The following is a 14,560-nucleotide window of genomic DNA, read 5'->3' as shown; positions in this document are numbered from 1 at the left end:
GGATACTGATAACGATGAGGTGCGGGTTCGCCTTAAGGGTGAGATAGTCGCCGGACATTAAGGTAAGGGTATTGGATGAAGACCCATGGGAGACGTGCGCACAACAAAAGGCGGGAAAAGACACATGACCGATATCATTGAGTATTGATATTTATGTTGACAGGAGGATTACAGGATGTCCCCTCAGGTCCTTTCCCGCCTAATCGCGAAAGACCTTGACGGAGCTTATGGAATCGTTCCACCAGGTCCCGCCCACTTTTTTCTGAATAAATGAATCGTTGTTCTTATTCTTGATCAAGGCGCTTTTTCCGCCAAATTTTGTGTGCTGGTAATACCTGGATGTTGTCTTGGGTCCGACCACTATACAGGAAACACTGTCATTGAGGTTGCTGCCGTCAGGCCATTTCAGTTTTGTAAAATCGGGAAATTCGTTCTGATTGTTGCCGTTGAAAGCGTAGTATTGCGATCCGTTGCAGGAATTGTGTTTGTACACAACGATCTCGCCGACAATAGGATGACACTTGTTGACAACAGGATCCCAGGTGCAGGCCGATGCGGATCCGGTGACGAAAAAAACCATTGGAAGTGCAACAAGGATCATGATGATGTAAAAACCTCTTGCCCTCATGGGACTCATAAAGTGTACCTCCTTAGCGCTTTTCATGATTATAGACCGCACATCATTTTAGGTCAACCCTTCAATGGACCCTGGTAATGGAGGCGAAGGTCAACTGCGGGGGCGATACCTTAAGGGTTGTCATTCTCGCGCAAGCGACATCCAGGAAGAGCTTTGTCGCAACGGGAAGAATACGGATAAGATGATAGGAAGGGTCAAATAACAGGGGGCCAAGCTTTCCCTTGCCGGGTGGTCGCTTATCAGCGATCTTTCCTGGGTTCCGGCCTTCGCCGGAATGACGGAGAACCTTTGGATCCTCTATAGCCTCTGTTCATTTGAAGAAGAAATAGAGGATCATTGCCGCGACGAGGGTCATGAGGGGGAGGGCGAAGAAGATGATCCTGCCGAACGCGGCCGATGACGCCGGGTATGGCCAGGTTTTCTCCCTGAAGGAAAGGATGGCCCCCTTTCCTTCCCTCCAGTCGAGGTTCCAGAGAATACCGGCTGTGACGTAGAGGAAGGATGAGGCGAAGATGTTCGAGAGCCAGGTTAGAGGGTAGTGTCCGTCGCGAAGGAAGATGTACAGGTCATAGGACCAGCTCACCGTGAACATCCACACCGTAAATATCACAAATCCCTGTTTCAGCGGCAGTCTCCCCGTCGCCAGTCTGTAGAGGGAACCGATGGCCCAGGGGGCGCCGAGAAAGGTCATGAGCGACATGAATCCGGCGTCGAAGGCATCCCATGTCGGATCACCCGTGTAAGGCGCCATGATGACCATAGCGGCGGCGGCGATGAGAAAGGTCGCGATCTTCCAGGGAGTGAACAGCAGACGCCAGTAGTCTCCGTGAGAGAACGCGAAGGAACGCCTGTCCCTGAGGTACACGACGAAGGCGAGCACACAGGCCAGCATCCACAGCACGGTGTACAGCGAGAAAAGAACACCCATGTTTAAGATCCAGACCATCTTTGCTTCCACCGCCCTGCCTTGTCGATCTCGCTGTAAATAGTGTCGGTCATAAACGCCCTATAGCATACCTCATCTTCAGTCCTTGCCGGTATCTCGACTCGTTCAGGGTCCTCCCGGGTCTACTGAGGACCTACAAGATCGATGCCATGTTATTCCTGATAATACAGAGGGCAGAGTTCGGACGAACCGGGGACATAATTGCGACATACCATGGGGCGGGTTTCGTAGATCTCGCAGAAAAAGGTCTTGCCGTTCCAATTGAGATAGACACAGTTCGTTACCTTTGCCCCGGACCTGTCAACGATCCGGTCGCCTGCCCAGATTACCCTGTTGTCGCGAAGCCGGGCAATTATATCCTGACGCCCCTGCCTTTCCCACCGCTCCATATCTTCAGAAGTGACGTAGATGACCATATCCACGTAACAGCAGCAGCCGCATTGCCGACACGCGGGGCTTCTATTGTTCCCTTCCTTGATCGGTGCGCCTGGACCGTTCATGCTCTTCTATGTTTTTAGCAGAGGAAGACGTACTTTGCAACGGCGCCCCCTTCCCGACAGGGCTCCTGACCGTTCCATGGTGTCATAAGTTTTCTGCCGCCGCACCTTGTCATTGCTCACAGAGAGTGCGATAATTCTCAAATAACCGGACAATACGTCTGGTAAGCGATCTGGACAGGAGAGGCCCGGCAAAGGAGGAGTCATATGATAAAAAGAGGCCTGTTAGTTTTTGTTGCCGCCGTTTTCTTTTTGTCAGCCATGCAATCCCTGAGTGCGGCGGCGGAATCCCGGAAAAAGGCCGTCACGCCGTCGCCGGGATCGGTCGATAGAAAAGTGATCATCGATGCTTTGCGCGAGGAGATGCAAAAGCTGCATGGCATCAGCGCCGTCTTTGTCGTCAAGCGTTTGAAGGTGCTCGACGGTTGGGCCTGGATCGAAACGTTCCCGAGATCCCCCGACGGGACGAGTCAATATGAAGGTGTTTCAGCCTTGCTCCGCAAGAGCGGTATAAAATGGAAAGTCGCCGAGATAGCCTGCTCAGAGGAAGACAACGAAGAATGTGTTGGAAGTACTGGCTATTTCAGACTTCTGAAAAAACGCTTTCCCGGTGTGCCGACGGAGATCCTTCCTGAGTGAAGGGACAACAAGCATACACTACCGTTTTCAGCCTGAAATCTGGAACTGTTTTTAAGCCTCAGCGCCCGTTTTCTTCCCGTGCTGCCATTTTGGGAACAGTTCAGCGAAATTCATCGGATCGTAGTTCGAACGCAGGTAGACCTGCGGAAAAGCCCGATAAAGCTGCGGCCTGGCGTACAGGTGCCGAAGCAGATCCAATACATGCATGTCGCCAGACCAGATAACCTTGGATTGACCATCAAGAGCGGCTTTTGCGCAGCAATTGGCGACGAAGCGGCAGGCGGTGTCGATGGCCGTGGATGAAGCCGCCTTATTATCGGCGAATCCCCTGCAGGTCTCGAGGATCTCCTCGTACAACGAATGACCGCTGCAATCGAAGACATTCCCGCGCGCCTTCAAGGTCTCGATGAGCATGTCTATTTTTTCCAGGTAGAGGAATTGATGTTTCCTGATGGTGCCGATCCATTGGACGTCATGGTCGTGCACTGCCCGGTGGTAACTGGCAAAGAAACCCTCGAAGCCGCGCTTTTGCGCCTCGTAGATCTCCCGGGATGTTCTGATGTCCATGCTGTAGGTGATGTCCTCCATGACGAGGAGGAACCTTCCCAGTTCTTCATAGAGGACGGGAAGGTATTTCAGGTGATCCAGGTTCTGAATGCGCTTGATATAACCGATGCAGCTGAAGACCTGGTTGATGTACCGGGAATGAATGTGGCCGGGCTGGCGGAAAGTCCCGACGTCAAGCGCGGTCTGTCGGGGATCCGCAAAACGGGGAATGTCCATGTCCCTCGGGATATATGCAGTGAACATGTTAGCGTCCAGGATGTTCTCGAGCTGGCTTTCCTGCAGCGCGGTTTTCATACAATAAGGAAATCGTTCCGTCCGGTTCACCTGCAAAAACACTCCCAACGACACTCTACACTATGTCCCGAAGAAAAGAAAGACTGTTGTTTTCGTCTTCCAGGTTTGATATCCTTATCGTTTCTGAGACAGGAGTGGTGAATGGTATTGGAGCGGGGCGCTCGAGTGAACAGACGATAGCGGCATACAGGGAGGCAGGGTGAAACAGAACATTATAAGAAGGCTCTACGATTGGGTGCTCCACTGGGCGCATACCCCCTATGGCACACCGGCTCTTTTCCTTCTCGCCCTGGCGGAAAGCTCCTTTTTCCCTATTCCGCCCGACGTGCTCCTGATAGCCCTGGCTGTTTCAGTGCCGGCGCGGGCATTCAAATATGCCTTTGTCTGTTCCCTGGGTTCTGTGATAGGGGGCACCATCGGCTACAGCATCGGATATATTCTCTGGTACGGTTCCGACGGAAGTTTCAGCCCATTCGCGCGGTTCTTTTTCGATTACATTCCCGGTTTTACCGAGCAGGTCTTCAACCTCGTCAAGGGCAAGTATGACGAGAACGCCTTTCTGGCAGTATTCACTGCCGGTTTCACGCCCATACCCTACAAGGTTTTCACCATTGCCGGCGGAGTCTGCAAGGTCAATTTCCTTGAATTCATCCTGGCGTCAGCGGTGGGCCGCTCCCTTCGTTTCTTCCTGGTGGCCGGCATAATATGGAAGTTCGGCGAACCCATGACCCGATGGATCGACAAGTATTTCAACAAGCTGGCCATACTGTTCACGATCCTGCTCATCGGCGGGTTCGTCGTGATCAAACTGATGCTGAAATAACATCGCCTTGGATTCTCCTCCCTGCCGCCCGCGAAGCATCCAGGCGTTGCTCCTCACTTCGGTTGACAAACCCCAACCTGTCGGCTATACACATTAAATAAGGAGAACGGTCCACGAGATGAATCCATAGGCGGGTGGTCAGCAGTGAACACTTAAGTGACAGGAGGGCCTTGTATGTGGGAAAATATCGGCTCTGATAAGTGTGAATCTTACATCGAACGCCATTTTGGTCAGAAGGGCAAAAGACTGGCCGGAGAAGCCTCACAACCTGCAATAACAATTTCACGATCAGAAGGCGCGGGCGGCCTTACGGTTTCCTCGGAACTGGCAGGCTATCTGAAAACAAAGGTCCCAACCCATGAGGAATGGACCATATTCGACCAGAAACTCGTCACAAAGGTTATCGAGGTATTCAACCTCAAGGGCCGGATAGGGGAATTCATGAAGGAAGACCATAAAGGCATGGTAACTGACGCCATCGAGGAATTTCTCGGTCTCCATCCCTCCACCTGGACGCTCGTTGAGCGCACGAATGCCACAATATTGCGCCTCGCCCAGATAGGGAACGTGATCCTTGTCGGTAGAGGGGCGAATGTGGTGACAAGCGAGCTGCCGAACGTTTTCCATGTGCGTCTGGTAGGGTCCTTCGAGAAGAGGGTCGAACAGGCGCAGAAGGTTTTCGGCTTCGACCTTAAGGCGGCGACCAGTTATATAAAGAAGAAGGACCAGGGCCGAAAGCGTTACCTCAAGGACAACTTCGATGCCGATATCGACGATCCGCTGCTCTACGACGTTGTCATCAATACGGACCGCGTGAGATACGATGAAGCGGCCCGGTTGATCGGCGACGAGGTAATAAGGCGCTTCGACCTGAAGACCTCAGCAAAAGCAGCCGCGAGTGGAATACGCCAGGCGGTGTTCTAGGAAAACCGCATTTCGACGTATCGGGCGAAGTTTTTGAGGACCTCGCCGCCTGGAAAGGGGGCTCCCGGTCAGCTTCCAGCCGGGCAGCTTACGTGTTGCCGATATCCGATATCCTGGCTTTATTGAGCATGTTCAAGACGAGAAGCATTATGATGGCTATCACTGACAGTATAGCGGAAAATGTGGCCGCTCTCAGAAAGTCACCTTCAAAAACCGCGTTGTAGATCGCAAGCGAGAGTGTTTCCGTGCGGCCTATAATATTACCGCCGAGCATCAAGCTGATGCCGACTTCTCCGACCGACCGCCCAAACGCAAGGAGCAGACCGGCCACGATGCCGTTTTTGATGTTCGGCAGAATTACCCTGAATAGCGTCTGGATCCTGGTCTTCCCAAGGGTGGCGGCCGCCTCGATCAATGAATTATCCATTTGCTGCCGGGCCGCCTGCACACTCTTGACCATGAAAGGCAGTCCTACAATATAAACGGCCGCCAGCACCCCCCAGGATGTGAATATCACTTTAAAGCAGAACATCTTCAGCAAAAGACTTCCCAGAACACCGTTTTTGCCCAGAACAAGGAGCAGGAAAAACCCCAGCGCCATTGGCGGAAAGATCATCGGCAGAGTCGTGATGATCTCCAGGATGCTCTTTGCCGGGCTTTTCTTCCCTGCGAGGTATAGCCCCAGAGGTAAGCCTGACAAGATCTGTAAGACGAGTGCCAGCAGGGTTACCCTTAATGTAAGCCCTATGGCCGGGTGCGTCAGATAATCGCTTACCAGTATTCCCGGTGTCATTTCAATCCGTATTTTTCAAATATGTGTCTCGCCTTTTTTGTCTGCAGGTAATCAATGAATTGTTTGGTTTCCGGTCTGTTTTCGAAACCCTTTACCACTCCGGCAACTATCAGGATCTCAGTGTACTTGTCTTCTGGAATGATGAGGTAGCCGCCCAGCCGGTCTTTGTTGGCCATAGCCTCAGTCAGGTTGATAAACCCCGCGTCGGCTTCACCTGTAACCAGGTAGGAAACAACCTGGGGCACGGTGGCAACCCGGGATATTCTACCGGCAAGTTGTGATGCATAGCCATATGATTTCAGGGCTTCAGTCCCGGCGATGCCGTAAATAGCCTTTTTGTCCTGTGGCATAAATACCGATCCCACCCGGTCTGATACCATGTCTTCGGGCTTGTCCAGCTTGACGCCCTTGCGGAAAGCAAGAACGAGCATCCCTTTCCCTATAGGATGATAGGCCGTGAATGTTACCGTGGAGCCGAGTCTGGCAAGGAATTTTTTATCACCGATGACACAACTGATCTCCCCTGTCTGTTTTGCCTGGCTGGAGACCATTTGTATATTGCCGAAGGCTGCATCGATCTTTATCCCGGTGTCCTTTTCGAAAGATGCCATGACTTCAGTAACCGGTTTTTTGTACCCGGCTCCCGACGCGATCATCAGATTCTGAGCGGAAACTGTGGACGCGCTCAGCAAGAGAATAAAGATCCAGAGGGCTTTTCCGCAAAAAATATGTCTCTTTCTCATTTTGTTCATTACCTCCCGTTTTCCTTGGAATTGAGTTTTTGAATGATCGGGTTAAAGGCCTTGGAGATCACCAGCACCTTGTCGCCCGGTAGAAATGATGCCTGCCGGTTGTTGCAGACGGCAATCTTGACAGGAGAGTTGCCTATCAGTAAAGTGTGTATATCCACGACATCTTCTTTTTCAACTTTCAGCACTTCGGCAACGAATTGGAGTTTACCGCTTATCTTATAGTTGGCGAAAATATCATAAGGATTGCCGTCGTCCGTGACACGTCCGTTGTTAAATGTTATCACCCGGTTGCATAGCTTGAATACCTCCGGCAGATCGTGGCTGACGAGGATTGTAGTGATTCCCCACAGTTTGTGGACATGGAGGATTTCGTCCTGAAGGGAACTTCTCATCTCAATGTCCAGCGCGGAAAGAGGCTCGTCGAGCAGCAGCAGATCCGGTTTGCGCGCCAGCGCACGTGCCAGGGCTACTCTCTGATTCTGCCCCCCCGAAAGCACCCCCGGCTTGCGGTGCTGCAGATTGACCAGCCCGAATATCTCAAGGAGCTCGTCAAGATGCTGCTTGTCGACGTTCTTCTGGGCAAACTGCAGATTCTCGCGAACGCTCATATTCGGGAAGAGGGCATAATGCTGGAATACAAAACCGACTTTGCGTTTTCGGGGCGGTAAGTTTGTGCCGTCTGCCGTGTCAAGCCAGAACTGCCCGCCGACTTTTACAAATCCTTCGTCGGCATCGGTCAGCCCGGCAATAATGCGCAGCATCGTTGTTTTGCCTACGCCCGATGGTCCGAAAAAAGATACTATTTCACCGTTGTTGATCTGAAGATCGGCTTTAAATGTAAATTCGCCCGTTGCGGTGAAGAGCTTCTTCCTTACGGATAATTCAATCTCCATTCCCGGCCTCATCGGGTTCCTTTAATAATACTTCGTTTGTTTTGATAAAAGCCGTTACACGGTCCCCCGTTTCCAGGTTCAGTCTCTTAACCGACCTTGTTGTTATCAGTGAAGTCAAATGCTCTCCGTGAAAAGAAAGAATTACCTGGCTAAATATTTTTCCGGGGATAAGGTCGTCGATGATACACTGCAGCTGGTTGCAAAGGCTTATCTGTCCATCTGTCAGCTTTCCTATCGAGACTTCCGATTCATTGAACAGCAATTCAATATTGCTCGAGGTCCGCAGGTACCTGACCTTCTCGGGTGTCCCGATGGTAATGGCGGTCATCTGCGTCCCGCTCACGTCAATATCCACCAGCGTCATATTGCCTGATGTCGTCAATTGCGATATTCTTCCGTACAATTTGTTCATAGATCCCAATTGTTATCCCGCTGAACCCATATGTATTTGATCGATAGGGACAACGACAGGTATACTGCGTGACTATAATTCTGAGTGCAATAACCGTTATATATTGGATAATATAAAGCCTTCTTAAGTCAACAGTATTCTGCAGTCGTGTGCTCTTTCCGGCGTGTTGCCCACACCGGTCCACTCTGTCACCGGCGGGACTTTCGGGACATCATGTCTTCACCTTCCACCCTTTTCTCCGATTCTGTTGATGGTCCTCCTTCACGGCACGCCCCTTGATGATCCATCCGGAGGATGCCGTCATCCAATGCCGCAATAACCCTGGCGGTAGTTGCGTGGAAACCGCGGATTCCGAAAAGCCCGGGGGCCGCGTCCAGAACAAGCCGCTTTTTCTTGTCGGCGCTTGTTCACATTGGCGGGAGAGACTGGAGGATCCTTTCCGCGTCTTTATCCGTTATTGTCTTGCCGTATATCTCCGAATAGAATGTCTTCATTTCCTTTACCATGTCCCAGTCTTTGAAGAGGTCGGGGTGAAGGATCTTTGCGAGATATATGATGAAGAGCACGGTTTCCCCGCTTGCGTTGTCCCATGTATAGATGCCTTCGGGGGTATAGTAGACCCTGCCGTTCTTGACAGCCTTTTTGGACGCCCAGTCGGGGTCTTTTTTCACGCTGTCGGTCGTCACGTTCGCCCTGCTTATCAGGATCACATCGGGGTCCCACGACAGCACCTGCTTCTTGTCCATGTTGGCAAAATTGTTGTCCTGCACCTGGGGTAAGTAATTGCCGCCCGCAATCTCGGTGTTCCAATGCATCACGCTGGCCCTTCCCTGGCTGGCCAGCATTTTTCCGCTTTTCCAGCCATAGTAGACTGAAGGCCTGTCTTTTTTGTCGATCTTCGATGTTATTGTGAGAATTTCATTGATCTTCCCATCGAAGTATTTGCAGTACCGGTCTGTTCTCGCCTTTGCTTCAGGGCCCAGAACCTCGCCGTAGAAACTCATCTGCTTTTTGAAGTCGGCGATGAACCCGCTGACGGTTGCCGGTCTCCTGTCAGCTGAAAATGCGCATGCTGTCTTAAATCCCGCCGCCTTGAACTCATCCCCTTTTCCTTTGAACATGCCGGGCGTATACAGTACGAGATCGATGTTCAGGTCCCGCAGCTGTTCTATTTTGCCGGTCCTCTCTGTCTCGACGTTTCTAATCTCCGGGTAAAACTTGTAGGCCCATGGCGATTGTTTCCCCATAAGGCGAAGCTTGCTGCCCGCGCCCAGTATATAAATCCTCTCGCAGGAAACACAGTGCATGCTCGCTATCCTCTGCGGGCTGACAGGTACTTCAACCTTGTTGCCGCACATGTCGGTTATTACTTTGTACTCCGCGGCATGAAGCGAAGTGATCCGTGGAGTTATGGCGAAGAATGCCGCCGCCGTCAAGACCAGTAAAAAAAGAAACTTTGCGCCCCTCATTTCAAAATCCTCCATGTGTCATTATTCGATTGGTATCTGCTTAACCCGCCAATCTCCGGACGATGTCATCGTAATTCTTGACCATACTCACAAAGCGGACACCGCCTCTTCTCTTGAGCTGCATGAAACTGACCCCTTCGCTTACCGATCTCAGCACCGTGTCTTTATCCGTCACCACGCTCCCCGAGAGCATGTCTATACCCAGGGTGAAAAGCGTCTCCGTCATGGGCGTGCTTGGTCCCAGGAGCATCTTGACGGCTCCTTCCCTGCACCGTTCGAGGATGTCTCCGAGAGTTCGGTTGATAATCGTGGTGCTGGAGATGACCACTATATCGGACTGAGGGATAAGGTCCTTGCCCTCCTCTTCCGAATAGTCTCCCGGATGCACCCTTTTTTCGATTATCCAGAGATTCCTCGCCGTTTTGGCCACATCGGCGAGGAATGGGAAGTGTCCGATGACAGCGATGTTCTTTCCCTTGCCGAGATCCTTGGCCAGCCGCAATCCGTCCGCATCGCTGCATTTGCTCGTGTCGACATCGATGAGTGAATTGACGGCCGCAAGGCCGAGGGATACCATGGCCGTATCATTGCTCAGGCTGCAGTTGCGGGCGAGTTCGAGGGCCGTCATCTCCGTAAAAGATCTTACCATGCCCTCTGTCGCCTCATGGTTGCATCCTGCCGAGCCCAGTGTTGAAGCCAGACCGCACCCTTTACTCACTACGGTGGTCCAGGCCAGCCCCCTTCGTACCTCCTGCACCTGTGCATCCTGCTCGATGGTGCTGATTATATCCGTCAAAACGTCCATGTTATCTCCTTTTCTTTATCTTGCAGCCAGCCGGGCCGCAATTTTGATGCCCGGCTGTTCAGATGCCAACGTTCGTGATCTTTCGCCTGTACCGCAGACAGAAGTCAGACGGTGTATGGACAGGAGCATAAGCGCTATATAACATGGGAGACAACGATGAAGCAACCGTAAAAAGAGGGTCTATGCGGGGAGGGATCTGTCACCTCTAAGCTGAGGCCTGATATCATCATTTTGATTTTTTCGGCGGAATAGCTTATTGTGATTGTCAGATTTCCGCGAAGATGCCGGGTAGCCTGGAGGGGTTGCGGCCCCGTAACATCAAAGGAAGGTGTGAAATGGACAAGGAGGAATTGACCACGGGTCTTTTCAGACCCGAAGACGCCGAAGGCGTGGCGAAGCTTTTTACCGAAGTGTACGGGGATGCTTATCCGGCAAAGATCGTCTATGACCCCAGGGGGCTCGTCGAGGCTTTTGAGAGGCGCGACCAGATACCGATTGTTGTCAGGTCGCCGGATAACAGGGTCATCGGATATAGTTCCCTTTTCCGGGCGGCGCCGGACAAAGGGGTTTACGAGAAGGGGAACGGGGCGGTCCTGCCAGCCTTCCGGAATGCGGGTGTTATGGGCATGATCTTTCAGTACGTCGGCAGGATGATGGCCGGCATTGAGGGAGTCAAGGTGTTTTTCGGTGAGCCCGTCTGCAACCATGTGTATATCCAGAAGGCCGCTCTTGCCAATCTGCCCTTTGTCGAAACGGCCCTCGAGGTGGACCTTATGCCCGCGGAGGCCTACGATAAGGAGAAGAGCGCATCGGGACGGGTGGCGACGATCCTCATGTTCATAACGGTTGTCCGGAATTCACATATCATCCATGTCCCCGACATGTATGCCCGCTTTCTTGAGTATATATATGAGGGTCTTGACGACAAGCGGTCCTTCACCGTGTCGGGTGATGACCTTCCCGTCGCGGGACAGACCAGGTTCGATACAGAGATATATGACTTTGCCCGGGTGGCCCGGGTGGCCGTCCGCGAGGCGGGGCCGGATTTCTTGAACGCTTTCATATCGGAAGAGGAGCGCATCCTCGACCAGAATGTGGAAGTGGTCCAGGTCTGGCTCAAGCTGTCGGAGCCGTGGGTCGGCAAGGTTGCCGGCCTGTTGGGAAACAGGGGCTACTTTTTCGGCGGTGTACTGCCGCAATGGTTCGGGGAAGATGGCCTTCTCATGCAGAAAACCCTCTCACGGCCCAATTGGGAGGGAATCCACGTCTTTTCCGAGAGGGCGCAAAGAATTCTGGAATTTGTAAAGTCCGACTGGCAGCGATCCGCAGGGTAGGGCGCAGACCGGGATCGATCCAGATCCTCTTTCCCCTTATCTTTTCAATCGATCCTTTTTCCGCACCAGCTTGTCGATCTCCACCGCCGCTATGACGGTGATCGCCACGGCAACGATCCTCAGCCACTCAGCCCCGGAGAGCGCATCGGTTCTGAAGACCCACTGGAGAGCGGGCACGTAAATAACGGCAATCTGTGCAAGGGCTGCCGCGATCAGGCTGTAGAACAGAAAGGGATTGCCCAGGAGATTGACCTGGAAGACGGACTGTCTCTCGGATCGTGAGTTCCAGGCATGAAAGAACTGGAAGATGACCATGGTCGTCATGGCAATGGTCCTGGCGTGCTCAATAGAGGAACCGTCCGACAGGGCGTCATGAAAGTTGTAGACGACGCCGGCGGCGATCAGGATTCCGACGATAACGCTTCGCTGGAACATGAGGCCCGACATTATGCCTTCCTTCGGGCCGCGCGGTTTTCTCCTGATGATGTCCTTTTCTCCTGGTTCAAAGGCCAGGGCCACGTCCTGCAGGCCGTTGGTGACGAGGTTGATCCACAGGAGCTGGGCCGCCACGAAGGGGATGGGTATGCCGAGGAACATGGATGCAAGGATCGAAAGGATGGCGGCGAACCCCGTGGGAATGAGGAACATCGTGACCTTCCGTATGTTGTCGAAGACAATCCTTCCTTCCTCCACGGCGTGGAAAATGGAGGCGAAGTTGTCGTCGGTGACGACCATGTCGGCGGCCTCACGGGCCACATCGGTTCCCGTTTTTCCCATGGCGGCCCCTATGTGTGCGGCCTTCAGGGCGGGGGCGTCGTTGACGCCGTCGCCGGTGACTGCCACGACCTCTCCGTGCCGCATATATTGCTGGACGATCCGGAGCTTATGCTGCGGCGAGACCCGGGCATAGACGGTGGTCTCCTGAACCCTGTCGAAGAGGTCATCATCACTCATTGTTTCCAGTTCCTTACCGGTGATCGCGGGGGCCTTGCTTTCGCCCAGTCCGATCATCCTGCCTATGGCCGAGGCGGTCACTGCATGGTCACCGGTGATCATGGCCACCCTGATGCCCGCCTCCTTGCATCCGCTGATAGCCTCAATGGCCTCCGGTCGCGGGGGATCGATCATACCCTGGAGACCCGCAAAGATCAAATGGGTACCGAGGTGGTCGTGGGTGAATGTCTCTCCCGGGGTGCCTGTGTCGACCTCCTTGTACGCCATCGCCAGAACCCTCATCCCATCCCCGGCGAACCCCTCTGCGATCTTCTCGATCTCCGTCCTGTTTATGATTTCTCCCGAGGAAAGGTTTGTGCACATGTCGAGCACCCTTTCCGGGGCTCCCTTGAGGAAAATCAGTCTCCCACCGTTATGGTGATGAAGGGTTGCCATGAAACCGCGATCGGACTCAAAGGGTATGAGCCCCACCTGTGGGTTTTTCTTCTTCTCCGTGTCGAAATCAAGCCCCGCTTTCATGGCGGACACGATGAGGGCCCCTTCCGTCGGGTCGCCGTCCACCCTGAGCAGGCCGTCTTCCTCTGTCATGCGCGATTCGTTGCACAGAAGGCCGATCCTCAGCAGGGTGCGCAATCCTTTCAGGGATGCTTCATCGGTAGGTTCCCATTCATGAAGTATCTTGCCTTCCGGGTCATAGCCGCTGCCCGTCACCTCAAAGGCGTGATGTCCGTCATAGACGGCCTTGACGGTCATCTCGTTCTTTGTCAGCGTTCCCGTCTTATCGGAGCAGATCACCGTGGTGCTTCCCAGGGTCTCCACGGCGGAGAGTTTGCGCATGATGGCGTTGCGGCGTGCCATACGGGTGATGCCTATGGCCATGGTAACCGTCACCACGATGGGAAGTCCCTCGGGTACCGTGGCTACAGCAGCGGCGACGGCGGTGGTGAACAGTTCCTTCAGGGTCATGCCGAGGAAGAGGCCGAAAGCGATTATGGCGGCGGCGCTTCCCAGCACGAGGATCCCGATGAACTGGGCAAACTTGACGATCTTGCGCTGGAGGGGGGTTTCCGTGACGGAGAGTTCCTTTACGTCCCGGGCTATTTGTCCCAGCACTGTCCTTCGTCCCGTTTCTACAACGATGCCCCGGGCGCGGCCGTTGACGATGCTCGTTCCCATGAAGGCTATGTTCGTTTGGTCCCCGGCCGTGAGGTGGTCCTCGGCTATGGCATTAAGGGTTTTCTGCACGGGAAGGGATTCTCCGGTCAATGCGGCCTCTTCGGCCCGCAACTCATTGACCTCGAAGAGCCTCAGGTCTGCCGGCACCTTTGCGCCCGACGCGAGGAGCACGATATCGCCCGGCACGAGATCCTGGCTGGGGATCTCCTCTTCGTTGCCCTCACGGACGACGCGTGCCTTTGCAATAACCATATTCTTGAGGGCCCGGACGCTCGTTTCCGCCTTGTACTCCTGAAGATAGCCGACAATGGCATTGAGGATGACCACCGCAACTATAACGCCCGTATCGATGTATTCCTTGAGGATGGCGGTCACAAAGGCTGCCGCGATGAGGATGTATATGAGGGGGCTTGTGAACTGATGGAGCAGGACCTTAAGGCGACTGAGTCCCTCTTCCTCGGGCAGACTGTTGGGGCCATATTGCTCCAAGCGCTCTTGCACTTCTGAGGCCGTAAGACCCTCGGGGCGGGTATCTCTTTCAAGGAAGACCGCTTCTGTATCCAGCTGGTACCATTTCATGACCTTCACCTCCACCTGGTTGCGCCCTGCTCTTAACCGATGCCCTTCCATGGGACGTCCGATGTG

Annotated in this window: 15 protein-coding genes; 4 read left to right on the top strand and 11 right to left on the bottom strand. The window is 53.5% G+C overall.

Features of this window, described 5'->3' with window-relative positions:
• Positions 1-199: 199 nt before the first annotated feature.
• From PHC90_09665 to PHC90_09655, 3 genes are all read right to left on the bottom strand, one after another.
• Positions 200-637 carry a hypothetical protein gene (locus PHC90_09665; GenBank protein MDD3846617.1) on the bottom strand — a complete coding sequence of 146 codons (438 nt, stop codon included), beginning with the start codon at positions 635-637 and terminating at the stop codon, positions 200-202.
• A gap of 310 nt (positions 638-947) precedes the next feature.
• The gene (locus tag PHC90_09660) at positions 948-1,583 is read right to left on the bottom strand and encodes a hypothetical protein (protein ID MDD3846616.1); all 636 of its coding nucleotides are present in this window, start codon (positions 1,581-1,583) and stop codon (positions 948-950) included.
• Between the two features lie 152 nt (positions 1,584-1,735).
• Positions 1,736-2,083 (bottom strand): YkgJ family cysteine cluster protein, encoded by a 348-nt coding sequence (locus PHC90_09655; GenBank protein MDD3846615.1) that lies wholly within the window; start codon positions 2,081-2,083, stop codon positions 1,736-1,738.
• A 204-nt stretch (positions 2,084-2,287) separates the two neighbouring features.
• Between PHC90_09655 and PHC90_09650 the strand changes: the two genes are divergently transcribed.
• Complete coding sequence (locus tag PHC90_09650; protein MDD3846614.1) at positions 2,288-2,719, top strand: hypothetical protein; 432 nt, start codon at positions 2,288-2,290, stop codon at positions 2,717-2,719.
• A gap of 51 nt (positions 2,720-2,770) precedes the next feature.
• On the opposite strand, the gene PHC90_09645 is transcribed toward PHC90_09650, so the two are convergent.
• The gene (locus PHC90_09645) at positions 2,771-3,580 is read right to left on the bottom strand and encodes a hypothetical protein (protein MDD3846613.1); all 810 of its coding nucleotides are present in this window, start codon (positions 3,578-3,580) and stop codon (positions 2,771-2,773) included.
• A gap of 199 nt (positions 3,581-3,779) precedes the next feature.
• On the opposite strand from PHC90_09645, the gene PHC90_09640 reads away from it, so the two are divergent.
• Together PHC90_09640 and PHC90_09635 are read left to right on the top strand one after the other, a co-directional pair.
• On the top strand, positions 3,780-4,403 hold the full coding sequence (locus PHC90_09640; protein ID MDD3846612.1) for a DedA family protein: 624 nt from the start codon (positions 3,780-3,782) through the stop codon (positions 4,401-4,403).
• Positions 4,404-4,577: 174 nt separating this feature from the next.
• Positions 4,578-5,327 (top strand): cytidylate kinase-like family protein, encoded by a 750-nt coding sequence (locus PHC90_09635; GenBank protein ID MDD3846611.1) that lies wholly within the window; start codon positions 4,578-4,580, stop codon positions 5,325-5,327.
• Between the two features lie 88 nt (positions 5,328-5,415).
• Here PHC90_09635 and modB read toward each other — a convergent pair whose 3' ends face one another.
• The 6 genes from modB to PHC90_09605 form a co-directional block, all read right to left on the bottom strand.
• Entirely contained in the window at positions 5,416-6,120 is a 705-nt protein-coding gene (modB, locus tag PHC90_09630) for a molybdate ABC transporter permease subunit (GenBank protein ID MDD3846610.1), read from the bottom strand.
• Complete coding sequence (gene modA, locus PHC90_09625; protein MDD3846609.1) at positions 6,117-6,863, bottom strand: molybdate ABC transporter substrate-binding protein; 747 nt, start codon at positions 6,861-6,863, stop codon at positions 6,117-6,119. Before modA ends, modB begins: the two co-directional genes overlap by 4 nt.
• An 8-nt stretch (positions 6,864-6,871) precedes the next feature.
• The gene (locus tag PHC90_09620) at positions 6,872-7,765 is read right to left on the bottom strand and encodes an ATP-binding cassette domain-containing protein (GenBank protein MDD3846608.1); all 894 of its coding nucleotides are present in this window, start codon (positions 7,763-7,765) and stop codon (positions 6,872-6,874) included.
• A complete protein-coding gene (locus PHC90_09615; protein ID MDD3846607.1) occupies positions 7,755-8,177 on the bottom strand; it encodes a TOBE domain-containing protein in 423 nt (140 codons plus the stop codon). The genes PHC90_09620 and PHC90_09615 overlap by 11 nt, the downstream gene beginning before the upstream one ends.
• Positions 8,178-8,584: 407 nt before the next feature.
• Positions 8,585-9,646, bottom strand: a complete 1,062-nt coding sequence (locus tag PHC90_09610) for an ABC transporter substrate-binding protein (GenBank protein MDD3846606.1) — start codon at positions 9,644-9,646, stop codon at positions 8,585-8,587.
• Positions 9,647-9,686: 40 nt separating this feature from the next.
• Positions 9,687-10,451, bottom strand: coding sequence for a DUF364 domain-containing protein (locus PHC90_09605; protein ID MDD3846605.1), 765 nt, complete (start codon positions 10,449-10,451; stop codon positions 9,687-9,689).
• Positions 10,452-10,786: 335 nt separating this feature from the next.
• Here PHC90_09605 and PHC90_09600 point away from each other — a divergent pair, with 335 nt between their 5' ends.
• A complete protein-coding gene (locus PHC90_09600) occupies positions 10,787-11,785 on the top strand; it encodes a hypothetical protein (protein MDD3846604.1) in 999 nt (332 codons plus the stop codon).
• Between the two features lie 36 nt (positions 11,786-11,821).
• On the opposite strand, the gene PHC90_09595 is transcribed toward PHC90_09600, so the two are convergent.
• Positions 11,822-14,494, bottom strand: coding sequence for an HAD-IC family P-type ATPase (locus PHC90_09595; GenBank protein MDD3846603.1), 2,673 nt, complete (start codon positions 14,492-14,494; stop codon positions 11,822-11,824).
• Positions 14,495-14,560: the final 66 nt, after the last annotated feature.

The organism is Syntrophorhabdaceae bacterium (assembly GCA_028698615.1).
In the GTDB taxonomy this organism is placed as follows: domain Bacteria; phylum Desulfobacterota; class Syntrophorhabdia; order Syntrophorhabdales; family Syntrophorhabdaceae; genus Delta-02.
The sequence above is the reverse complement of the archived record's forward strand: the minus strand, read 5'-3'. Positions and strand labels throughout refer to the sequence as shown.

Excerpts from the sequence above, each read along its gene's own strand:
- PHC90_09665 (MDD3846617.1), bottom strand. The coding sequence starts at position 637 with ATGAGTCCCATGAGGGCAAGAGGTTTTTACATCATCATGATCCTTGTT.
- PHC90_09660 (MDD3846616.1), bottom strand. The coding sequence starts at position 1,583 with ATGGTCTGGATCTTAAACATGGGTGTTCTTTTCTCGCTGTACACCGTG.
- PHC90_09655 (MDD3846615.1), bottom strand. The coding sequence starts at position 2,083 with ATGAACGGTCCAGGCGCACCGATCAAGGAAGGGAACAATAGAAGCCCC.
- PHC90_09650 (MDD3846614.1), top strand. The coding sequence starts at position 2,288 with ATGATAAAAAGAGGCCTGTTAGTTTTTGTTGCCGCCGTTTTCTTTTTG.
- PHC90_09645 (MDD3846613.1), bottom strand. The coding sequence starts at position 3,580 with ATGAAAACCGCGCTGCAGGAAAGCCAGCTCGAGAACATCCTGGACGCT.
- PHC90_09635 (MDD3846611.1), top strand. The coding sequence starts at position 4,578 with ATGTGGGAAAATATCGGCTCTGATAAGTGTGAATCTTACATCGAACGC.
- modB (MDD3846610.1), bottom strand. The coding sequence starts at position 6,120 with ATGACACCGGGAATACTGGTAAGCGATTATCTGACGCACCCGGCCATA.
- modA (MDD3846609.1), bottom strand. The coding sequence starts at position 6,863 with ATGAGAAAGAGACATATTTTTTGCGGAAAAGCCCTCTGGATCTTTATT.
- PHC90_09620 (MDD3846608.1), bottom strand. The coding sequence starts at position 7,765 with ATGGAGATTGAATTATCCGTAAGGAAGAAGCTCTTCACCGCAACGGGC.
- PHC90_09615 (MDD3846607.1), bottom strand. The coding sequence starts at position 8,177 with ATGAACAAATTGTACGGAAGAATATCGCAATTGACGACATCAGGCAAT.
- PHC90_09610 (MDD3846606.1), bottom strand. The coding sequence starts at position 9,646 with ATGAGGGGCGCAAAGTTTCTTTTTTTACTGGTCTTGACGGCGGCGGCA.
- PHC90_09605 (MDD3846605.1), bottom strand. The coding sequence starts at position 10,451 with ATGGACGTTTTGACGGATATAATCAGCACCATCGAGCAGGATGCACAG.
- PHC90_09600 (MDD3846604.1), top strand. The coding sequence starts at position 10,787 with ATGGACAAGGAGGAATTGACCACGGGTCTTTTCAGACCCGAAGACGCC.
- PHC90_09595 (MDD3846603.1), bottom strand. The coding sequence starts at position 14,494 with ATGAAATGGTACCAGCTGGATACAGAAGCGGTCTTCCTTGAAAGAGAT.